Genomic DNA, 20,290 nt, shown 5'->3' on the forward strand with positions numbered 1-20,290 from the left:
TAATTTTAATTAAAAAGACAAGACTTATGGAAAAGGAAAAGGTTATGGAAACCAGTTATGTAAAATCAGCGACCGGTGAATTGAAGCAAGTATTACTTTGTTCGCCAACCTACCTGAATCTTTCACCAATCAACAAGATTGCGGAAGATTGGTTAGAGAAAGGCGAGCAGATCGATCAACAAAAATGCTTAAACGAACACCAAGAGCTGATCAGCATTTACGAAAGCAACGGTATTAATGTTGAAGTGCTTGCACCGACAGAACATTTATCAAGCCAAGTATTTGCCCGTGACTTTGGTTTCAACATTAAAGAAGGTTATGTACTTGGCCGCTTTAAAGAAGAAGTACGTCACGCAGAAAGCCTACTGTATGCCGAAAAACTGGCAGAACTCGGCGTGCCAATCATCGCGACTTGCCATGAAGGTGTATTAGAAGGTGGTGATTTCTGGCAGCTTGATGAAAAAACGCTCGCCATTGGTACGCTACAACGTTCTGATGAAAAAGGCATCCAAAGTATTCGTGAGCAGCTTGAACCATTAGGCTACACCATCATTTCGGTTAACTCGAAACCAGAATACCTACACCTTGATATGATCTTTAATATCGTCGGAGAAAAGACCGCCGTAACCTATTACGACGGTTTACCGCCCGAGTTCCAAGCTTACCTTGATGAAGCCGGTTACGACTTAATTAAAATTGAAGAAGCAGGCGTATTTAAGCACTTCTGTAATCTGCAAGCGTTAGGTAACAAACGCATCATCTCATTAAGCGCGAATACAGACGTAAACGCACAATTACGTGAACGTGGTTTCACCGTATTTGAGTTGCATTCGACGGAAATTTTGAAAACAGGCGGTGGTCCACACTGCATGACGTTCCCACTAGAACGTCACTAAATATTTACCGACAGTGCGTTGTATTATGTCTATTAAATTAAATGTTATCTAACTTAATAGACAAGATTGCAGATGCACTGTCGATACCGATATTGACCAGTTCATTATCTTTGAATTTGTAGGCGGCCATGCTGCCCTCTAGCCATAAACCATCAATCAAAGCATTGATTTTAATAGCTAGTATTTCACATTCATGATGGTCAACTGTGATGCCATCCGAGGCTAATGCCGCACTAATCAACGGTGCTAATATCTTCGTTGTTTTAGCGTATTCATTAGTACGAATGGCAGCCATTTCTGGGTCGATGTACGTCATCGGTAAGAAATTAGCCCATAACAATACGGTACGTGGTGACACAATTGGCGCAGATAACGTCGCTTGAATAAAGTGCTGCAATCGAGTTTTAGCACACACGTCTTGGTCGTTAATTTCGACACGGGCGTTAACGTACATGATCTCGAGTAATGCCGAATACGCGGCCCGTAGCATCTCGTCTTTACCAGAAAAGTAAAAACGGATCAGGCCGTTGGTGACATTGGCATATTCAGCCACATTACGTACTGTGGTTTTTTGTAAACCTTCGTTAGCAATGCAATCTAGTGTGGCATTGATTAACTCTTGTTTACGGTTTTTACCTTTTGTTCCTTTCGCTGGCATAGGCAGGTATTTAATCCGTATTTGAGTATAAGGTGAGTCGAATAGATGAAAATTAATCATACCCCTAGGGCGTGATGCTGGCAATTTAATAAGCTTAAATTTATGCACATAACACTTAAACCGATACGCATAACACCTGTGTATCTTAATTATAAAACGTATTAGATAAACCACTCATTGATTTATATGTTTATTATTAATATAGCTATGATTGTAATGGAAAAATTCGATTTTTCTCTTTTACCCTAGACGGAATTTAACAAGGATCACCATGATTGTATTAGAGATAAAAGATATTAAAGCGATAATCGAGAAAGTTGGCTACCAAGACTTTTTTGCTCAGCTTAACGATACATTGACTGAAGATTATAAAAATTGGCACGACTTTGATAAAAGCCCACGTGTTGCGAATCACGTTCAAGACGGCGTAATCGAATTAATGCCAATTTCGAATGCTGAAATGTACTCGTTTAAATACGTAAATGGCCACCCAAAAAACCCAGCACAAAACAAAATGACAGTAATGGCGACAGGTCAATTATCGTTAACTGAAACTGGCGAACCGCTAATGTTCTCAGAAATGACCTTGCTTACTGGTTTCCGTACTGCGGCAACATCTGCAATGGCTGCAAAGCACTTAGCCAAGAAAGATTCTGAAGTATTGGCGCTGATTGGTACTGGCGCACAAAGTGAATTCCAGTTCCTTGCTTACTCGTTCATCTTTGATTTAAAAGAAGTACGTTTCTTTGATACCGACCCTGCAGCAATGCGTAAATTCGAGCAGAACATGGCGCGTTTTGATATTCGCCTAACACCGTGTAAAGACGCAAGAGAAGCGGTTCAAGGTGCTGATTTAATTACCACTTGTACAGCAGACAAAAAATACCAAACAGTATTAACTAAAGACATGATCAGCAAAGACGTATTCATTAACGGTCTTGGCGGTGATTGCCCTGGTAAAACTGAAATCGAAAAAGAACTCGTAGAAAGCGCAACGATTGTGGTTGAGTTCCTACCGCAATCTCGTGTTGAAGGTGAGATCCAACAACTGGGTGCAGACTTCACGTGTACAGAACTACACGAGATTATTAAAGGCGAGAAAACGCTGAACGTGGCAACAGACGGCACTATCTTGTATGACTCAGTAGGCTTCGCCCTAGAAGATTACTCGGTACTACGTTTAGTTTACAAACTAGCTAAGCAACACAACATCGGCAGCGAAATGGAATTAATACCAGATCTAAGCGATGTGAAGAACTTGTTCTCGCTGCTATAACAGCGTAGCTCGTTAAAATGACGAGCCTAGCCTGTCGCGGCTAGTTGGTTCCTGTTCGTCATTCATAATAAAACCCTTGGCCAAGCACCCACAGTTCGCATTCAATACTGTGGGGCTTGGTCTTTTTTAGCGTGATATAAAGATGTTTACGGTTCATAAATCCCACCAATGTTAGCCATTTGTTTGTTTAAAATTATTTTTAATTATTATTACCCCCTCTAGAGCCGCATAAATACTGACTTTTGAGTCAAGAAATGACAGTTTCCCCCTTTCAACCGGAAAATAAAGACTTTACAAGATAACAACCCTTAGACTAATATCAGTCCGTATAAGCGCGTTGGATAAACGCGGCTTACCCGCACACACGATTCGCTTGTACCGCTTAAACTAAAATCCTTATAATTTTTTGCACAGTACCATCCATGAACCCATTCATTTAGGGTTTTCCTTGCGCCTGCTATATGGCATCGCGTAAGAATAAGAGCCTGTGCAGACAAACAGAAGATAGATGTCATGCGTATAGAACAAGAATTGAAGCTAGGTTTTAAAGATGTACTTTTCCGCCCAAAACGTTCAACTCTTAAGAGTCGTTCACAAGTAAGCTTAGAGCGTACATTCACTTTCCCTAACAGCAAATACACTTGGACAGGTGTACCGGTTATTGCTGCAAACATGGATACTGTAGGTACATTTGAAGCGGCGAAAGAACTTGCTGCACACAAAATGCTAACAGCTGTACATAAGCATTACACTGTCGCTGAATGGAAAGAATTCCTAGAAGCAAACCCAGAAATCTTTGACCATATCTTTGTATCAACAGGTACATCTGATTCAGATTTCGAAAAACTTCAACAAGTTCTAGCATTAGATGATCGTCTACAGTTTATCTGTATCGATGTAGCTAATGGTTACTCAGAATTTTTCATTGATTTCGTACGTAAAGTACGTTCAGCATACCCAACTAAAACGATTATGGCTGGTAACGTAGTTACTGGTGAAATCACAGAAGAACTTATTCTGTCTGGCGCAGATATCATCAAAGTTGGTATCGGTCCTGGTTCAGTATGTACTACACGTGTTAAAACAGGTGTTGGTTACCCACAACTTTCTGCAATCATCGAGTGTGCTGACGCTGCTCACGGCCTTTCAGGCATGGTTGTTGGTGACGGTGGTTGTTCTTGTGCTGGTGATGTTGCTAAAGCATTTGGCGGCGGCGCAGACTTCGTTATGCTTGGCGGTATGTTAGCTGGTCACGACGAAAGTGGCGGCGAGCTGTGCGAAGTTAATGGCAAGAAAACGAAAAAATTCTATGGCATGAGCTCAACAACTGCGATGAATAAACACGCAGGTGGTGTTGCTAAATACCGTGCTTCAGAAGGTAAAACTGTAGAAGTTCCTTACCGTGGTCCAATCGAAAACACTGTTTTTGATATCCTAGGTGGCGTACGTTCTACTTGTACATACGTTGGCGCAGCTTCATTAAAAGAGCTAAGCAAGCGTACTACCTTTATCCGTGTACTTGAGCAAGAAAACAACGTATTCGGTAAAGAATAAATTGGTGTAAATATGCAATTTTAATATTGCGTATTTAAGCTAACAAAGGCGAGCATTGATGTGGATTTATTTAATTATAAATGTTCCATTATCATGCTCGCCTTTTTGCGTTTTGGGCTATTTATAATTTTGCTTATTCGCAGCAAAAATTGATTCAAGTTGTTGGTGTTACCAAAGCACTATACCCGTTCAGCTATAAAGTAGACTCAGTTCTGAGTGTATCTCAATTACGATTGATTAAGATCTAAGCCGAAATTGCCCCCTTTTGGCTTAGAGCTTTAACTCACTCGAAATATGTTTATATTGGTTTGCCATATATTTGCTCATGTGAGGAGTTTGTCATATCACAACAGCACACGTGAACCCTATTGCGAGTTCAATTGTGATCCTGCCTTGGTTAGATATTATGCAAAGGCACTCTCCCTCCTATAGTGACTTGTATCTCATATCTCATATTACAAAAGCATTAGAAATAAGCATTTCAATTAGAATCGACGCGAAAGGGATATTCACTAAGACAGTGCAAAATTATCCATCCAGAATTATGGGTTAAAATTGGTTTTAAAGGGGTAAAGTAAGCGTTAGAGAGGACTTGTTTACTGAGTAGTGAAATGACAATTATCACCTTTATGTTCAATAGGCCGCTCAGGGACGATTTCAGCCCTAGATCTAAAAAGCCTCCAACTTGGAGGCCAGTTTCAATTACCCACTATACAATTGTGCCCTAACATGAGCTTCCTACTTAAGTCGTATTTGAGTAAGCGCTTTAAATAACGCTTTTTTATCTGTATCTTTTAAATAGCGAGAATCAATTGTCGTTTCGAATGCTGCCCAGTCTTGAGCGGTAAATGTGCCACCATCTTTTAGGTATTGAGCGAGTTTAGCATTAATCTCTTTCCCTAATTTTATCAGTGCTGGTCGAATAACAGTTTTTAAATCTCTAGGTTTTTCAGTTTCGGTTTGGCTTAGTAAATCTGCACGATATCTATATTGTATAGCTTTGGCTGCCGAGATTTGAGTCTGAAAAAATCCTACAACACTTTGTTTATTTAAGCCTACTTTTTCTGCCGATTGACTTGCTTTTCCTATGACAAGTTTCTCGCGTTGAATGTCTTCTATTGCTTTATTATTGTTTGCTTTATAAAGGGCAACATCTTCCATGTAACTCAAACGCAGGTTAAGGGTTGAGAAGATCTCAGCTGGGGTAGGGGCAGAGAAAGAGTTGAATGAAAATAGAAGAAGCGCTACTGTTGAAAATATTTTAAGCATGTAAACCTCATAACATATTGATATAGTTAGTACTAAATAGGTAATTAATGATCCTTTTTGGACGGCATCTTGTCTTATCATTACTGGTATTTATAGCCATTGATATTAAACCCACGAGTTGATTGTGTAAAGCAAGGTAGTGTAAGCGAGTGTAATCGCATTCAGCATAACTTGGTCGTCTGATATATATGCAACATTTGTGACTTACATAACCTGTTAAACCCCGATTAAAATGTTATGTTTAATCGGGGTGAGGGCGTTAGTTAGACGTCTTCGCTTACCCTATAAAATCTAACGTGTCTTACCATCGGTAGTACAATAGATCTAAGCCATTCCTGTCCATCAATGGCTTAGTGTTATCGCTCCAACTCTTGTGAACACCAAGGGACTTTGTCGTACCATAACTACCAAGCGACTTGCCTAGTAACGCTAACCTTTGCTGCTACTGTTTCCAAAAAGGAAATGAGTATTTCTATTCATTTCACTAACAGAAAGTAGTCTGAAGCATCTACAATAACCATATTTTAATTATGGGAAATGGTTATGCATCAGGAACGCCTCTACAGTATCATCACTGATATCAATTTATCAGCAAAGCAAAAATCGCAATATTTAGCCTTAGAAGCAGAAGCAAGTCTCCCATATTTAGAGATTGATGCTCAAATGTGGTTTGATTCAATAACCCGTTCATATTATTTATAATAAGGTGCAGGGTTGGTCCTACACTAACTGCGTAGGGGGTAGGAATAAGCTGGGTACCATCACGATAAAATAGTTCATCGTTTAATAACACTCGCAGTTGAGACAAGGTTTTACTGACGCTCGATACGCCCATACACAATATATCAGCACTTCGGGTAACACTGTGTGGAGAGCATGACATGTAACACAGTCAGATGCTTAAAATTAAGTCGAGAAAGCTGAATAAGATCCATGACGGCCCGGCCGATAAGTATTGCTAAAATAGAGGGATATTATAAGGCATTTTAAAGATAGAAAAAGGTGATCAATCCTGCCGATACAAATAAAATATACAAAATGAGTTATTTTTTGCGTCTTTTGGTGAATAACACCGTCTAGCTATAAGCACTGTAAATAAAGAGCACTGTAAATAATGAATAGCGTAAATCGATTAAATTGAGGCTCCGTAAATATGTTATCTGAATGGCAAAATCACAAAACGCAACTGCGCGGTTATGTAAGCAAGCGCATCGATGATGCCGACGCTGTTGACGATATCCTGCAAGATGTATACATCAAAGCCAGCAGTAATTTGCATCAATTAAAATCTACTGGCAGCCTCAAAGGTTGGCTTTATCGTATTGCGCACAACACCATCATGGATTTTTATCGAGGGCGTCAACCTTATGAACCCCTACCCGATGATCTCGTCGCTGAAGAGGAAGATGAAGGCATTCAAGCTCGCGAAGAATTAGCGCAATGTTTGCGCCCCTTGATTGACGAGTTACCAGAAAAATACGGCATCCCACTGCGCTTAGCAGAGCTTGAGGGTGTTTCACAAAAAGACATAGCCCAACAACTGGGTTTATCACTTTCTGGAGCCAAGAGTCGTGTGCAAAGAGGCAGAGTCAAATTTCGCGAACAAATGATGGCATGTTGTGATTTTGAAGTAGACCAAAACGGTATTGTCGATTACACCAGAAAAGATACCGGCAGCGCACCTAAATGTGACCCTTTATTGGAGCAAAAATGAATAACCAAGCAAACATAATGATCCCACAACATGTAATTGAAGACGCCACTGAATGGGCAATTATGCATGGCGTCGCATTTCGTCAAGCAGACAATACCGCAAGACACTGCCCTTTTAGCATTGCGCCAATGACAATGAAACGTGAAGTGTATGAACACTTGCGTAAAGTAACGCCGCTGATCACCAAACTAATCAGCAACCTGTCTGAAGACCATGATTACCTGCAATCATCATTACAAGACATGGCCAAAGCCGATCCCTTTTTCGGTCGCTTATTAGCACTCCATCAGCAGGCGCACTATGATAAAAAACAGGGTAAAACAGACAAACGCCTTAATCCGGCACGTACACCATTACTGTTAATGCGCACCGACTTTATGGATGACCGTGAACACGGCGCTAAAGTCATCGAATTTAATGGTATCGCAGCGGGCATGGCACCCTTTGGTCAACGTGCGACAGAGTTTCACGCCTTTATGGCAAACCAATGGCCTGCCGTTTATCGCACATGGGCGGCTACTAGCTCGGAAAATAGTTCTAAAAATAGTTCTAAAAATAGCCCCGCTACACCAGCAGAGAATCAAGGCCTAGAACAACTCGCTTATGGTATTGCCCAAGCAGCTAAAAAAGTCCAAGCGACCTTTACTACCGATACGCCCCAAGCTAAGCCAACCTTTTTGATGGTAATTCAAGACAATGAAGATAATGTTTACGACCAACACTTGCTTGAAATCGCGCTGCAGAAAAATGGCTTACGCACAGTAAGACGGACGTTTGAGCAGCTCAGTACCCAGCTTACAACAGGCGAAAACCAACGTTTAATGCTAGCAGGTGTCGGTGCTATCGACGTAGTGTATCTACGCGCTGGCTACCAATATTCAGACTACTATTCTCCAAAACGTAATGAATCGGTATGTTGCCAGACGTTAAGCCAGACAAGATTGTTTATCGAACAACATCATGTAGCGATGAACGCCACTATCGGTCAGCAGTTAGCCACCAGTAAAACCATACAAATGTTGCTCACGATAATGCCCGCTGAAGACTATTTACGCTGGGGACTGACGCTGGAAGAAGCGCTATTAGTCAAAAGTGTGCTTGCAGAAATGAAGCCAGTGAATGAAAGCACCATCACTTGGTTTAACACCCAAGCAGACAAACAACAATGGGTATTAAAGAATCAAGGTGAAGGTGGTGGTCACTGCATTTTTGGTGACGATATTAGCGATAAGTTAAATCAACTTAACCCAACTGAGTACGACGCATGGGCGTTAATGTTACGTTTGCATCCACATGAACGCGAGACGCCAACTATTGCAGTGCGTGATGGCCAGCAAACTCAAATCGACGATTTAGTCAGTGAAATAGGTCTGTTTACCGCCTACTACAATGGTGAGCCAGTAACTGAATATAAAGGTTATGCAGGGTATTTGATCCGCAGTAAACCAGCGAGTGAGAACGAAGGTGGTATTCACAGTGGTAAGGGTATTTTAGATTCTCTTGCACTGATTGATTGATTAATTGAACGATTGATTAAATCCAAGGCTCATCATTAAATGATTTGCGTCTTTAAGCTAACAAAGGCGAGCATAATGTGGATTTATTTTATAATAAATGTTCCATTATCATGCTCGCATTTTTGGGTTTAGGCACTAATCTTCAAAATCTGAAATCAGTAGATTCGCAGCTGCAAAGGCCGCGTTGTCACGAACATCGTCAGGTAAAGACTCGTTACTAGCTACATCGTTTAATGCTTTGATCGCACAGCCAATCGCTTTTGGAATATAACCCTGATCACCACTGCCAATTAATGAATACAACTCACGGACTTTGTCACAACACTGATACACGTTCATGGTAATACCTTATATAGAAGAGTCATTTAAAATTAATATGGGACTATTTTAACCTTTGCCTTAATTCAATGTCGAGCGTTAAGGTTGATTGAAGATGTGTTGATCTTGGTTAGTAAATGCATAGCAACACCTCTAACACCAATCCTGACATTCTCTTACAACTCAATAATGTACTCTGCTAAAACACGCATGTAACATCATGTTCCATGCTTAATTCAGGTTAAATTGATGTTCCGTATACAAAAGATTGTGTTTATATCCCTGCTTACCAATTTGCTCGCATCATGCGCTTATCATGAATACAATCCATCAAAACCTGATGACTACGCGAAATATTGGTGTCAGGAAGAGCACAGAAATAATTCCGTACTTGCAGTTCTAAATACAGATCAGGGGCGCGAAGACACAACCCCAGATAATTGCGATATCTATTACAGATAGCAGGCTGGAATAGATAACTCTTTAAGCTAAATATCTTGCTGTTTAAGTAGTTTAGTTGGGATCTCATCATCAACACCAAGGGTTAATGCACAGACTCTGTAAGTATCTGTATACCGACATATTAGGTCTAATTCGAAAAGGGTAACGCTTTCTATTTACAGCCTTGTTTACTCGCGTCTTTGTGTTTCAACATTTCCAGATCGGACTTGGTAATGGCACTTTCAAAATCTGTGCTGTTGGTAAACTCACAATAACCCGGCGCAACAGAAACACCACTTTCAATAAAGGGCAGTTTACTCTTTGATTGCAATCTTAGTACGGTGGATATGCTGTCAAACACACGAACCGCAGCGGACTCATTACAACCCTTAAGTACAACGACAAATTCATCGCCGCCCATGCGTATAATGTAATCCTCTTTTCTGATGCAAGAGTTCGCCGCATCACAAATCATCTTAATCGCGATATCACCGTAGTCATGGCCAAATTTATCATTAATCATTTTAACTTTATTGCCATCAAGGTAAATAACTGTGCCACCACTATTCAACATACCTTCTTTCATTAACGCTAATTCAATGAATTCACGATTGTAAACACCCGTCAATTTATCAGTAATTGAACGTGTTGTTTTCTCTCTAATGAGCGCATTTTTTAAGTTTAGATGTAATAACATATAGAAAATGATCGCCAAAAATAACCAGCAAACGATGAACAACGGAATGATACTTTGGAGGGGGGCAAACAGTGCGTGCCTTTCCGTTATAAGGTAACCAAACTTACTTTTATGAAAAAAACAACATCCGAATTTCGATTGAAAATGGATGTGTAATCATCAGCATAAAGCTCAACATACTTAAACGGTTTATCTTCAAACTCTAGCGAATCAAGGATTAAATCAGTGCTAAACGCGCTCATATCCTCTAACGACATATGAAACATAATGTAAAAAGATGTGCCCTTAAGTCGTTTCATTATAATCACGCTGGGCTTACCATCGATTAATGTATTGTGTACATTAGAATAATGAAGTTCATCGGTATTCTCACCACAAGATCCTGTTTCTACACACCGATCATGTCTAAATACCTTTTGTAACGCTTCGTCAGAAAAATCCATTAACGCGATAAGTTCATTGCTATCCATGCTGCGAACAAATGTGCGGATCTTACTATCATTCAGTTTTTTTAAAATTCTCGAGTCCAAAGAATTCATAAAATTAAGCACCTTAACCCCCTGCTTGGTTTGACCTTCCAAAGCATGATGCAGAAATCGACCATCGTTATTATCACGTGTCGAATTTATCTTATGGGTACTCGCATCCCACAAATCAGTGACGAGGTTGAGGATATAACCGTAGTTATCAAAATTGGCATTGACTTCATTCACTCGACTAGTAAAAGAAGAGTATGATCTGTGGAAGTATTTATTATAATTCATCGCGCCATAAAGACTGACGAATGCGAGGCTTATAACAAAAGCAATAAGCACACTATAAGTCAGTTTATTCATATTCGTCGTCATTATCTCACTCCAACATCATCAAATATGCGCTTATACCTAAATCAGTTAAATCCATAATCGCAATGAAATCCGTTGCACCTTGGTAAAATTCGCTATTTAACCAAGCTAGAGCAGGATAATAACTATCTCTGTATAATCATTTATAGGCTTAACCCATATATAAACTGGATTATACATATTTGATATTTACAGGGTGATATAAACAAGTCGAACGGCTTATTTCAGGTGTTTTTACTAGCGACACTTTGTTGATCAAAGCGACATAATACAAGATCAAAAAAGCCCCCAATAAAGGAGGCTCGTTTTATGATAAGTTTATTTTATTCGTATTCAGAAGCGTACGTTTCTTCATAAGTGTGTGAGTAAAGCTCGAATAAATTACCAAACGGGTCTTCTAGATAAACCATTTTCGCTTGTTTGCTATCGTCTTCTGGGTGGTAGCGATGAACGTCCATACGCACTTTACCGCCGTATTCTTCAGTACGCGCCATAGCACCTTCAAAATCATCTGTTTGCAGACAGAAGTGGAAAATACCAAGGCGTGAAAAATCAACTTCGTGGCGTTCTTGACGCTCTTTCATTTCAAAAATTTCAACACCAATGCCGTCAGTCGTGACTAAGTGAGCGATGTTAAAACCTTTAAAGCCTTCACCAAATACTGCTACACACATTTTACCAATCGCAGACTCACGTTCTTCAAGTACTTTAGTGTTGTTCATTACAATTTTAAGACCAAGCGCTTTAGTGTAAAACTCAACCGCTTTATCCATATCGCCAACCATAATACCTACATGATTCATTTTCATAATATACTCACTTTTGCGTTGTTAGTTGTTTGTCTGTTTTGATGGAGTAAGTATAGGCAGTGACAACCATTAAGTGAAATTATCAATTTTAATGTTTTTGATAATTTATTGTAATGATTTTTGTTCGTTTACTTTTCGGCGTTGGTGCAATAATCGGTTTTAAAAAACCATTAATCACATGCCACTATTTCGATTAGTGGTTTTTTAGGTTCCTGATCATAACTGGTATATTTTACATAGCAGTTGTCTTCTATTAAGACTGGATAATTATTGGCTAATCGTTTGGCGTTGTCCGTTGGCGTGATAAGTACAACTGCGCCAGCCCATATTTTTGTCCATTCAACCAAAGCAAAGCTATCATCATCTTCAACAATGCCGATGCCATCGACTAAATATTTCAAGGTCAAGGTATCAGCAACGGGGTAACCATAGTCAAAAGAACACCATTCACAGCCTTCATAAAATGCTGCTGATTCTGCATAGGTGAGCGCTGCATCATTTTCCATACCGTCAATGACCATCTTCTTATGAGAGATATTAATCGCACTTTCGATTGCAGCCTTTAGACTGATGAGTGAAGCGTTTTCAGCATCGGTATCAATATTGATAAATCGAGGGATTGCTGTTGCCGCTAAAATACCTATGACGATAATAGATATAATTAATTCTATGAGTGTGAAACCTTTGTTTTTCATTTAATCCATTTCAAATTACATTATTGCTGGGTTAATACCAGTGAATGATATCCATATAATGACGGATGCTATGTCAGTTAATAGCGAGTGTAAACGGTATATATGTAAGGACTTGTAAGCAGGGTTAGACAAATAAAGTTCTACTTTTTTACACATGCTTATGTATACATTGCAGCCTATCTTTACCCCTATATGCGCAGACACCGGAGCCTAAAGATGATAAAAGGTCTTTCTTCACCGCCGTTTATAATGATTTCATCGATAACTCTTTTTATGATGATAAGGGCATTGTTTTAACCTACACAGGTAGAACCTATCACCTCACCTCTCGAGATCGTAATGAAGACAATCAAATCATGGGGGTTGGCTATAAAGGCTTTGAAGCATCGAGCATGGTTAATTCGTTCTACAGCCGTTCGTATATGTTTTCCTATCACAAGAAGTGGCCTGTGAATAACTGGGCTGATTTAGGCTTTGGGTTAGGTGGTATTACTGGGTATTCAAAGGAGGAAAATAGTGTTCAGCTATTTAATGTTACTCCCCTAATTTCTCCCACTATTAATATTAATTATAAAGGACTTGGTTTTGAGACTGCGCTCCAGACCTATGTATTTGTATTCACATTAAATTATCAATATTGACCTTAAGGACTAAATAGAAATATGTAGGGATAACTATTTAGCCTCAAAATAAAAGAAACCCGAAAGGGATGATTGTTACACCACTATCTCAATTCGATTCCACTCTGGATCTAATACCACACATTCATAATAGCCATCGCCAGTGCGGCGTGGTCCATCGAGCACCTCATAACCCTGCGCTATAAATTCTATGGCCATCGCATCGACCTTGGCCTCTGAACCGACAGCAAAGGCAATGTGAGCGAGTCCGGTGAACTGTGGAAATACATCTGCTGCAGATATCAACACAGAATCCATTTGCATCAATTCAATGCGTGGACCATCTGGCAGAGTCAGGAAATACGACTGAAAACCTTTACGTGTATTTTCATATTTAGCATTACTTTTGGCATTAAAGAAATGTGTATAAAAACATTTCATTGTTTCCAGGTCTTTGCACCAAATCGCTACATGTTCAATTCTCATTTCAGCACCTCATTTTGTTGTTCTTCTGCTTCATTGAATGACATAAATGCATTTAGGCTAAAGATAGCCTCGATTTCCACAGCGCTTTTACAGGTTTGCAGACGAGCCTGATAATATTCAGCAAGCGTGCTGCTTGCCGAGCCTTGAAAGATTGCTTTAATTGTCTTAAACATGCTCATACCTCTATTTCTATCAATGTTTCTATCTATATTGCTATAGCGTGATTTAAGCGTTACGCGTTGCTTAAATGATGAGGTAAGTACCCGCCAATAACAGGAACTAAAAAAGAGAGTGAATAATATTTTTTACTTCCGCTTAAAGTCGTAACCTTGCTGATAATGTCTTTTAAATCCTATTTACGGTCTAAACGCGGAAGTCGAGATGATAATATGCTGCCTGTTTTGAATAATGATAAGAAAATGCTGTATTACGCTCGGCTAACGAAGCTGGGGGAAAAACAAGAAATAGCGATCACCCTGCAAGACGTCGCAGAAGTCATGTTCACCAGCACCCGACACTGCCGCACCCAGCTAAACGAATTGCGCGATTTAGGTTGGTTAGAGTGGACGCCAAAGGCTGGACGTAATCAGCGGTCAACGCTCTGTCTGCATTATGCCATCGATGAGTTAAAAGCAGAACTTGCACAGCAGCTGATTGCGATTGGTAAATACGAGAAAGCATTGGCACTGATAGACCATGACCAAGTGTTATTTGGGCGCTTATTGCAAAATACATCGGGTGCAGTACAGCGTGAAGGTCGGTTACATATTCAGCTAACTTATGGCCGTTCTTTTGCTGCGCTACTGCCACATATCGCATTAAGAAACAGCGAACGCTTTCTGTTACGTCAGGTGTATTGTTGCTTAGTACAATGCGATAAAGATGGCATTATTACACCACAGTTAGCTCATCATTGGGTATATAACGCAGAACAACTGCGTTGGCGTTTCTACTTACGCCCTGCGCTGACCTTTCATGATGGCAGTACCATTAATGCCGAACAGGTAGCTGAATTATTTAATCGTCTAAAGCGACTGCCGACCTACAACACTGAACTGGCACATGTAAGTCATATCACCGCGATAAACCCACTGTGTATTGATGTTCAATTAGACCAACCCGATCCTGGCCTTGCTGGCCTGCTTGCAGATGTGAAATACTCGATTCAGCCCTACTTTCAGCTACAATCACAGCTACAATCTCACTTACATGCTTACCCGAACTCGCAGTCTAATAGCGCGAAGGCGATTGTCGGCAGTGGTGCGTTTAGAGTACAAGAGCATACACAACAGTATTTACGCTTACAGGCTTACGACAACTATTACAGCCATCGCGCACTCACTGATACAGTGACGATATGGCAAGTGACACCACCACAGACTAACGCGCCCTGTACCACTGAGATACAAGCTAATGTGGTACAAAAAACCAGTCAGATCCGCTCTAATTATGCTGCTAATGGCCTAATACAGGGAAGCAGCCTTGAGCAGGTAAGCAGTCTGGAGCAAGAAATTGACAATCAAGCTCAAAAAAGCAGAATCGAATATGGCTGTTTGCTCGCGATGATTAACAGCAGAGCAAATCTTTCTTTACTGCAGCGTAAATACCTCAGCCAACTCCTCACCGCAGATAAACTGATGGCCGAATTAAAACGATCAGACAATCCAATTGAAGCGATCCCAGCATACAATCTACTGTCTAGCTGGTTAAAAGTCATCTCGATAGGCACCGCAGAGCAACCTTTACCGAGCAAACTGACCATTGCCATATTCGAGCACCATACGCTAAAGGAATGCGCTCAGGCGATGGTTAAGTTACTTAAACAAGCTGATATTGAGTGTGAGGTGAACGTCTATTCTTTTGAGGAACTCGTACAAAAAGCCAGTACCAATAACTTAACTGAAGACCTGATATTGATAAGCTTGGATTTGGACGACAACCTACCGACTTCGGTATTTCACTGGATGTTATCGAATGCGATCCTTAATCAAAGCCTATCTGCAGAAGCCAGTGATTGGCTGCAAACCAAGTTAATCAACATTCGCCAACAGCAGCAATTAACCAACTACCTTACCGAGTTGGAATCGATTAGCACGGCGATGATCACAGAACACTGGATGATACCTATGCTCCATCACAAACAGACGCTGTATTTCCAAGGCGTACTCAAAGGCGTGTCGATAAATGTCTGGGGTTGGCCTGATATACAAGATGTGTGGTCTGAAGAATTGATTAACATCTAATGCCGTTCGGCTTTAAATAATGGCTTAAAATAGCAACGTTAAAGAACTGAATGAAAGGGCTTCATACTAGCCCTTTCATTCTTGTCATTTTTCGGGTGAGTATATGCTGCATCGCAAATATTAAAATAAATGGAATAGCCTCAGACAAAATAATATTACCTCGGAAAGTAAAAGAGAGTCCAAAAGCACAAATAGCTGTAAATAAGAGTAAGAGTGAACACTTATTTATGTTTTGTTTATCCGGCGAATCAACGCCAATAAAACCTTGAGGACTAAGTAACATACTGCCCAAACCAACCATGACTACCCATATCAACATACCTGATGCATGGAGTTCGGCATAAATTTCATTTAGCCAAAACTGCTCGCTAACAATAGCCATAGCAGCACTGATTAGATACAAATTAACACCAAGAAAGATGCGACTAAGATTTATTTTCTGGGTAATCAAAAAGAGTGTCGCCAAAAATGCAACGACACCACTGATTAAAAATGCGCGGTTCCAATCTTCAACAGTATCAAGGTCCATATATCTGATGTAAAAAACAAAAACTGATAATGGAATTGCCTCAAATAACTTCATACAATGATCCCTATTCTATTTTAAGCTTCATGCCTACTAATTTAATGAAGACTACTATAAATGCAAAATATCCATGCTGTTATTTTTAATTTGTAAGGCATTGTATTTATAAGATATAAGTCACATGACATCCATCACGACAATAACTGAGTTAAGCTGCTTGATCTTGCTTAGATAACATCTGATTGATGAACAAAACGCCAACGAAGCGCGATTGGGTGCGAGTCGCCAAGAAATGGCGATGCGTGCACGACGGTTAGTCGATTTATAACGAAGAATAACGTCTTGAACGATTAATCACATGCCTGAATAGCGACAAACATAACTAATACCAGTAAATACCGTGTCGTTTCTTTCATAATTTACAATCTCCTTTGATGATGATTATGGCTATGACGATTACTATTTCGACTGTTCACTTTCACGTTTAACCAGCACAAAGGTCAGATACATCTTCGTTGGTAACGAGAACGCAAAGCCTAAAGCAATACAGCCCGCACAGATCATAATACCTGTCACGCCATGCTGTTGAGTGAAATCTGTGTACGATAAAAGATAGTGACCGAGCAGTATTAGCGAGATACCAATAACAATAAATACTTTCAAAATGCGGATAAGCTTTTTATCTGTCATATCACTACAGCCATAATGGATTAAATTACCAATACCACTATTGTTCCGCTAACTGAAAATGCACCTTATGATCTAGCTCAAACTATATCAATGTAGGTATGCAGTAAAGACTAATTCGAGACTTAGGTCAAGCAACCCCGGAACAACTGTGCCCAACGTTATGTATTACTTTCATAAAACCCTGCTTATTCCATTAAGGTATAAGCTAGTTCCACTTTAGAATAAATACACCAATAGCACAAATTGCGATTGAATACTTTGATTCACATCAGTATATTGATAATATAATTTATTGAAACACTAAGGTAATTAAAGATGATGACACTGATCTTCGGCTTATATTTGGTAAGCATGCTATTGGCATTAAAAGGAAAACGAGAATGGTCATTTTATAGCTTTGCACTTTCGCTTGTCGTTAGCGCATTTTGGCTTTCACACCATGCAACTGACGCGTTAGAAATCTTACTTTAGGAAAACATCATGACGAATAATTTATCTCGCCAGCTAAATGCATTAGGTGCACTGGCATTATCAATAGTACTTGGGTATGCATTCTATTCACAAATTGTAGAAGATATTCTCGCTTGCCCACTGTGTTTACTACAACGTGTTGGCTTTATTGCGGTTTTATTTGGCTTATTCTGTAACGTAATTTTTGGTCCGCGAATGGTGCATTACAGCGGCATGATTATCAGCGCTATTTTCGGTGCAGCCGTCGCATTACGTCAAATGTCACTGCATGTGATCCCCGGTACTCCAGGCTATGGCGCGCCTTTCTTAGGTATGCACTTTTATACATGGGCATTCATCACATTCGTCATTATCATTTTTGGTACAGCGATAATGATGGCCTTTTCAGCTCAATATGAAAAAGTAAAATACATTCCTTTTTCAATGCAGGGTAATATCGCAAAAATAGCGATTATCATGGTACTTCTAGTGACAGCAGCAAATATGCTGAATGCGTTCGCTGAATGTGGACCATTTGAATGTCCAGGTGACCCAGTGAGTTACTGGCTATTCCGTTAAGTCTGAAGTAGGTGTGGTGTCTTGATGTTATGTCTTAATATTATAGCATTGAGGCACAAATAGAGGGTGGTGAGCGCGATTAAACGCGCCCCACTTGATATTATGTAAGCTCTAGCCTTTAAGCTCGCTGATGGTTTTAGCACCGCTTCGAGTTTTCACTTTTAAAGTATCTAACTCGGTACCCAAATCTGCAACATGGAAACCAACGCTAAATTTATTACTCGGAAGATATTGATGCTTCACGCTAAACTTACTCAGTAATAAACCCATGTTGCTTTCTGGCATCAGCTTAGCAATCACAACACCAAATAAAGCAAACATTTCACCGCCATCAGAATCTATCTCTTCGACACTTTTAATCGCTGTAACTTTGCAAAAAGTGCTAACTCGTCGCGTACTTGTTACTACACAAACGATACTGCCTTCTTTGAGCTCGTTCCAAGCTGCATTTTTAGCGCTAGCTAACTGCTTTTCTGAAATGTCAAAAATGACATCGGATTCTGTTGGATAACATTTTTTATAATTTTTATCATGTATATTATTTAGCAAAAACATGTCTATGTCCTAGTTATATACAAGGCTGTTACGCAATAAGCCTAGAGTAATATGAATAAATTGTTGTTATTTCTGCCGCATCAAAAATGAAATGGGAGATTTAAGGATAGTGTCTTTCGTATTACCCTACATTAACATAGCTTTGCTTGCTACGGCTATGGGAGTGTCTACCGTTAGTAAACTTAGTTGCTATGTGGGTTATTTGAGTGAATCGAGCAAGAATAAAGCAAGAATAAAGCAAGAATAAAGCAAGAATAAAGCAAGAATAAAGCAAAGCATTAGACATACATAAAGTAAGCAGAACCTAATAACCTTGCAAATAAGCTAATTTTTTGCGGCAATCAAGGTATTAATCTGCTCAAGAACTTGGCGCAGTATATCATCATCCATATTTAAGAGATTATCACCGACATACCATTCAAGGTATGACTGATTAGGCAGTGCGCTTTGTTTTGGGTTACCGATCCAAATGCTGTATTCTTTGGCCAACATATCACGTAACTCACTCGCATCAGCTTTGCTCAACGGTAAATGCAGGTGCAGCATGTTTGCCTGTGGGGCTCGCGGATTTGCGGTGATATGGTTACATTCAGACAACATTTGATAAAGTGTTTTAGTGCGCTGAAATAATGCCGGCATTGCAGCTAATCGTTCATCGAACTGCATCGCAGCGGCAATCACATAAGGCGAACGTTGATACACGCTCCCACCTTGTCTGTGCATCCACACTGACGCTTCAGCAATGAAGTCTTTATCACCCAACAATAATGAACCACCTAAGCCATTCACGCCTTTATATAAGGAGACATAAGCAGAGTTAAACCCTTGAGCAATTTCTTGATAGGATTTTTCATAATACGCGGCGGCTTCCCATAAGCGAGCGCCGTCCATATGCAAATGAATATCCTGTTCACGACAATAGGTTTTGATCTCATTCAGTGCATCAAACGCGGGCAGCTGCCCACCAATTTCACGCATAGGTAATTCATAAAGCACAGCGCCTAACTTGTCAGGAATGCGTTTAAGATCATCCACCAGCCATGGTGTATACGGCGAACCAACGGGTAAGGCATTGAATCGGTTTTGCATCTGATAACCTTGCGACTCCCACAAGGTTATATGACTAGACTGATGCAGCGCAACATTAAAGCAGTGTCGTGACTGACAGGCTAGTTGCAACGCGGTTGGCTGAGTCATGGTGCCCGTGATAACGAACAATCCCGCTTCAAAGCCAAGTAGATCTGCCACTTTTTGTTCAAAGCCTTGAATAAGCTCACCTTCGCCATAAACATCATGTTTGACGTTATGCTCGCGGCACCACAGCGCCATCGTTTCAAACACTTCAGCGGGCTCAGGCTGGTGATTACCGGGTAACACAAATTTGCATTCGTTTTGCATACTTCTTCCTTAAATACTGCAGATGTCTCAACTTACTGTTTTTAGGTAGCGAGT

General features: G+C 40.1%; 22 protein-coding genes and 1 pseudogene. 9 read left to right on the forward strand and 14 right to left on the reverse strand.

All coding sequences use genetic code 11. The features are described from left to right. Window positions 1-44 precede the first annotated feature (44 nt). Entirely contained in the window at window positions 45-896 is an 852-nt protein-coding gene (locus tag FR932_RS11850; protein ID WP_019442941.1) for a dimethylarginine dimethylaminohydrolase family protein, read from the forward strand. A gap of 37 nt (window positions 897-933) precedes the next feature. Here the strand turns inward: FR932_RS11850 and FR932_RS11855 are convergent, their stop codons facing one another. Beyond that, entirely contained in the window at window positions 934-1,554 is a 621-nt protein-coding gene (locus FR932_RS11855) for a TetR family transcriptional regulator C-terminal domain-containing protein (RefSeq protein ID WP_019442942.1), read from the reverse strand. Window positions 1,555-1,825: 271 nt separating this feature from the next. On the opposite strand from FR932_RS11855, the gene FR932_RS11860 reads away from it, so the two are divergent. Then, a complete protein-coding gene (locus tag FR932_RS11860; protein ID WP_019442943.1) occupies window positions 1,826-2,830 on the forward strand; it encodes an ornithine cyclodeaminase in 1,005 nt (334 codons plus the stop codon). A 513-nt stretch (window positions 2,831-3,343) separates the two neighbouring features. Further along, the gene (locus FR932_RS11865; protein WP_019442944.1) at window positions 3,344-4,384 is read left to right on the forward strand and encodes a GMP reductase; all 1,041 of its coding nucleotides are present in this window, start codon (window positions 3,344-3,346) and stop codon (window positions 4,382-4,384) included. 738 nt (window positions 4,385-5,122) lie between these two features. Here FR932_RS11865 and FR932_RS11870 read toward each other — a convergent pair. Continuing rightward, entirely contained in the window at window positions 5,123-5,653 is a 531-nt protein-coding gene (locus FR932_RS11870; protein ID WP_019442946.1) for a chorismate mutase, read from the reverse strand. A gap of 543 nt (window positions 5,654-6,196) precedes the next feature. On the opposite strand from FR932_RS11870, the gene FR932_RS21700 reads away from it, so the two are divergent. Continuing rightward, the gene (locus tag FR932_RS21700; RefSeq protein ID WP_019442947.1) at window positions 6,197-6,355 is read left to right on the forward strand and encodes a hypothetical protein; all 159 of its coding nucleotides are present in this window, start codon (window positions 6,197-6,199) and stop codon (window positions 6,353-6,355) included. A gap of 91 nt (window positions 6,356-6,446) precedes the next feature. On the opposite strand, the pseudogene FR932_RS21845 reads toward FR932_RS21700, so the two are convergent. Continuing rightward, window positions 6,447-6,536: pseudogene (locus FR932_RS21845) on the reverse strand (hypothetical protein); the annotation flags it as partial. Between the two features lie 270 nt (window positions 6,537-6,806). On the opposite strand from FR932_RS21845, the gene sigZ reads away from it, so the two are divergent. After that, entirely contained in the window at window positions 6,807-7,367 is a 561-nt protein-coding gene (sigZ, locus tag FR932_RS11880) for an RNA polymerase sigma factor SigZ (RefSeq protein WP_019442948.1), read from the forward strand. After that, the gene (locus tag FR932_RS11885; RefSeq protein ID WP_019442949.1) at window positions 7,364-8,884 is read left to right on the forward strand and encodes a glutathione synthase; all 1,521 of its coding nucleotides are present in this window, start codon (window positions 7,364-7,366) and stop codon (window positions 8,882-8,884) included. The genes sigZ and FR932_RS11885 overlap by 4 nt, the downstream gene beginning before the upstream one ends. A gap of 135 nt (window positions 8,885-9,019) precedes the next feature. Here FR932_RS11885 and FR932_RS11890 read toward each other — a convergent pair whose 3' ends face one another. The 7 genes from FR932_RS11890 to FR932_RS21465 form a co-directional block, all read right to left on the reverse strand. Further along, window positions 9,020-9,223, reverse strand: coding sequence for a YaeP family protein (locus tag FR932_RS11890; protein WP_019442950.1), 204 nt, complete (start codon window positions 9,221-9,223; stop codon window positions 9,020-9,022). A 592-nt stretch (window positions 9,224-9,815) separates the two neighbouring features. Then, window positions 9,816-10,340, reverse strand: a complete 525-nt coding sequence (locus tag FR932_RS11895; protein WP_019442952.1) for a GGDEF domain-containing protein — start codon at window positions 10,338-10,340, stop codon at window positions 9,816-9,818. A gap of 86 nt (window positions 10,341-10,426) precedes the next feature. Beyond that, window positions 10,427-11,188 carry a hypothetical protein gene (locus tag FR932_RS11900; RefSeq protein WP_019442953.1) on the reverse strand — a complete coding sequence of 254 codons (762 nt, stop codon included), beginning with the start codon at window positions 11,186-11,188 and terminating at the stop codon, window positions 10,427-10,429. A 320-nt stretch (window positions 11,189-11,508) separates the two neighbouring features. After that, window positions 11,509-11,994 (reverse strand): VOC family protein, encoded by a 486-nt coding sequence (locus tag FR932_RS11905; RefSeq protein WP_019442954.1) that lies wholly within the window; start codon window positions 11,992-11,994, stop codon window positions 11,509-11,511. 170 nt (window positions 11,995-12,164) lie between these two features. Then, on the reverse strand, window positions 12,165-12,689 hold the full coding sequence (locus tag FR932_RS11910) for a prepilin-type N-terminal cleavage/methylation domain-containing protein (protein ID WP_019442955.1): 525 nt from the start codon (window positions 12,687-12,689) through the stop codon (window positions 12,165-12,167). Window positions 12,690-13,405: 716 nt separating this feature from the next. Further along, complete coding sequence (locus tag FR932_RS11920; protein WP_019442957.1) at window positions 13,406-13,795, reverse strand: VOC family protein; 390 nt, start codon at window positions 13,793-13,795, stop codon at window positions 13,406-13,408. Next, entirely contained in the window at window positions 13,792-13,968 is a 177-nt protein-coding gene (locus tag FR932_RS21465) for a hypothetical protein (protein WP_019442958.1), read from the reverse strand. Before FR932_RS21465 ends, FR932_RS11920 begins: the two co-directional genes overlap by 4 nt. Window positions 13,969-14,184: 216 nt before the next feature. Between FR932_RS21465 and FR932_RS11925 the strand changes: the two genes are divergently transcribed. After that, the gene (locus FR932_RS11925) at window positions 14,185-16,038 is read left to right on the forward strand and encodes an SgrR family transcriptional regulator (protein WP_019442959.1); all 1,854 of its coding nucleotides are present in this window, start codon (window positions 14,185-14,187) and stop codon (window positions 16,036-16,038) included. A 61-nt stretch (window positions 16,039-16,099) separates the two neighbouring features. Here FR932_RS11925 and FR932_RS11930 read toward each other — a convergent pair whose 3' ends face one another. Then, window positions 16,100-16,621 carry a hypothetical protein gene (locus FR932_RS11930; protein ID WP_019442960.1) on the reverse strand — a complete coding sequence of 174 codons (522 nt, stop codon included), beginning with the start codon at window positions 16,619-16,621 and terminating at the stop codon, window positions 16,100-16,102. Between the two features lie 402 nt (window positions 16,622-17,023). Continuing rightward, window positions 17,024-17,254 carry a hypothetical protein gene (locus tag FR932_RS11935; protein WP_019442961.1) on the reverse strand — a complete coding sequence of 77 codons (231 nt, stop codon included), beginning with the start codon at window positions 17,252-17,254 and terminating at the stop codon, window positions 17,024-17,026. Window positions 17,255-17,569: 315 nt separating this feature from the next. Between FR932_RS11935 and FR932_RS21470 the strand changes: the two genes are divergently transcribed. Both FR932_RS21470 and FR932_RS11940 read left to right on the forward strand, forming a co-directional pair. Next, entirely contained in the window at window positions 17,570-17,725 is a 156-nt protein-coding gene (locus FR932_RS21470) for a DUF5993 family protein (protein WP_019442962.1), read from the forward strand. A gap of 9 nt (window positions 17,726-17,734) precedes the next feature. After that, the gene (locus FR932_RS11940; RefSeq protein ID WP_019442963.1) at window positions 17,735-18,283 is read left to right on the forward strand and encodes a disulfide bond formation protein B; all 549 of its coding nucleotides are present in this window, start codon (window positions 17,735-17,737) and stop codon (window positions 18,281-18,283) included. Between the two features lie 111 nt (window positions 18,284-18,394). Here the strand turns inward: FR932_RS11940 and FR932_RS11945 are convergent, their stop codons facing one another. Both FR932_RS11945 and FR932_RS11950 read right to left on the reverse strand, forming a co-directional pair. Next, complete coding sequence (locus tag FR932_RS11945; protein WP_019442964.1) at window positions 18,395-18,838, reverse strand: hypothetical protein; 444 nt, start codon at window positions 18,836-18,838, stop codon at window positions 18,395-18,397. Window positions 18,839-19,162: 324 nt separating this feature from the next. After that, complete coding sequence (locus FR932_RS11950) at window positions 19,163-20,236, reverse strand: threonine aldolase family protein (RefSeq protein ID WP_019442965.1); 1,074 nt, start codon at window positions 20,234-20,236, stop codon at window positions 19,163-19,165. Window positions 20,237-20,290 lie beyond the last annotated feature (54 nt).

This window comes from Moritella marina ATCC 15381 (assembly GCF_008931805.1).
In the GTDB taxonomy this organism is placed as follows: domain Bacteria; phylum Pseudomonadota; class Gammaproteobacteria; order Enterobacterales; family Moritellaceae; genus Moritella; species Moritella marina.

What these genes read in the sequence shown, in the direction of transcription:
- FR932_RS11855 (WP_019442942.1), bottom strand. Translation starts at nt 1,554, where the DNA reads ATGCCAGCGAAAGGAACAAAAGGTAAAAACCGTAAACAAGAGTTAATC.
- FR932_RS21465 (WP_019442958.1), bottom strand. Translation starts at nt 13,968, where the DNA reads ATGTTTAAGACAATTAAAGCAATCTTTCAAGGCTCGGCAAGCAGCACG.
- FR932_RS11950 (WP_019442965.1), bottom strand. Translation starts at nt 20,236, where the DNA reads ATGCAAAACGAATGCAAATTTGTGTTACCCGGTAATCACCAGCCTGAG.
- FR932_RS11930 (WP_019442960.1), bottom strand. Translation starts at nt 16,621, where the DNA reads ATGAAGTTATTTGAGGCAATTCCATTATCAGTTTTTGTTTTTTACATC.
- FR932_RS11885 (WP_019442949.1), top strand. Translation starts at nt 7,364, where the DNA reads ATGAATAACCAAGCAAACATAATGATCCCACAACATGTAATTGAAGAC.
- FR932_RS11860 (WP_019442943.1), top strand. Translation starts at nt 1,826, where the DNA reads ATGATTGTATTAGAGATAAAAGATATTAAAGCGATAATCGAGAAAGTT.
- FR932_RS11925 (WP_019442959.1), top strand. Translation starts at nt 14,185, where the DNA reads ATGCTGCCTGTTTTGAATAATGATAAGAAAATGCTGTATTACGCTCGG.
- FR932_RS11850 (WP_019442941.1), top strand. Translation starts at nt 45, where the DNA reads ATGGAAACCAGTTATGTAAAATCAGCGACCGGTGAATTGAAGCAAGTA.
- FR932_RS11905 (WP_019442954.1), bottom strand. Translation starts at nt 11,994, where the DNA reads ATGAAAATGAATCATGTAGGTATTATGGTTGGCGATATGGATAAAGCG.
- FR932_RS11890 (WP_019442950.1), bottom strand. Translation starts at nt 9,223, where the DNA reads ATGAACGTGTATCAGTGTTGTGACAAAGTCCGTGAGTTGTATTCATTA.
- FR932_RS11945 (WP_019442964.1), bottom strand. Translation starts at nt 18,838, where the DNA reads ATGTTTTTGCTAAATAATATACATGATAAAAATTATAAAAAATGTTAT.
- FR932_RS11900 (WP_019442953.1), bottom strand. Translation starts at nt 11,188, where the DNA reads ATGACGACGAATATGAATAAACTGACTTATAGTGTGCTTATTGCTTTT.
- FR932_RS11940 (WP_019442963.1), top strand. Translation starts at nt 17,735, where the DNA reads ATGACGAATAATTTATCTCGCCAGCTAAATGCATTAGGTGCACTGGCA.
- FR932_RS11935 (WP_019442961.1), bottom strand. Translation starts at nt 17,254, where the DNA reads ATGACAGATAAAAAGCTTATCCGCATTTTGAAAGTATTTATTGTTATT.
- FR932_RS11920 (WP_019442957.1), bottom strand. Translation starts at nt 13,795, where the DNA reads ATGAGAATTGAACATGTAGCGATTTGGTGCAAAGACCTGGAAACAATG.
- FR932_RS21700 (WP_019442947.1), top strand. Translation starts at nt 6,197, where the DNA reads ATGCATCAGGAACGCCTCTACAGTATCATCACTGATATCAATTTATCA.
- FR932_RS11870 (WP_019442946.1), bottom strand. Translation starts at nt 5,653, where the DNA reads ATGCTTAAAATATTTTCAACAGTAGCGCTTCTTCTATTTTCATTCAAC.
- FR932_RS11895 (WP_019442952.1), bottom strand. Translation starts at nt 10,340, where the DNA reads ATGTTATTACATCTAAACTTAAAAAATGCGCTCATTAGAGAGAAAACA.
- FR932_RS11865 (WP_019442944.1), top strand. Translation starts at nt 3,344, where the DNA reads ATGCGTATAGAACAAGAATTGAAGCTAGGTTTTAAAGATGTACTTTTC.
- sigZ (WP_019442948.1), top strand. Translation starts at nt 6,807, where the DNA reads ATGTTATCTGAATGGCAAAATCACAAAACGCAACTGCGCGGTTATGTA.
- FR932_RS21470 (WP_019442962.1), top strand. Translation starts at nt 17,570, where the DNA reads ATGATGACACTGATCTTCGGCTTATATTTGGTAAGCATGCTATTGGCA.
- FR932_RS11910 (WP_019442955.1), bottom strand. Translation starts at nt 12,689, where the DNA reads ATGAAAAACAAAGGTTTCACACTCATAGAATTAATTATATCTATTATC.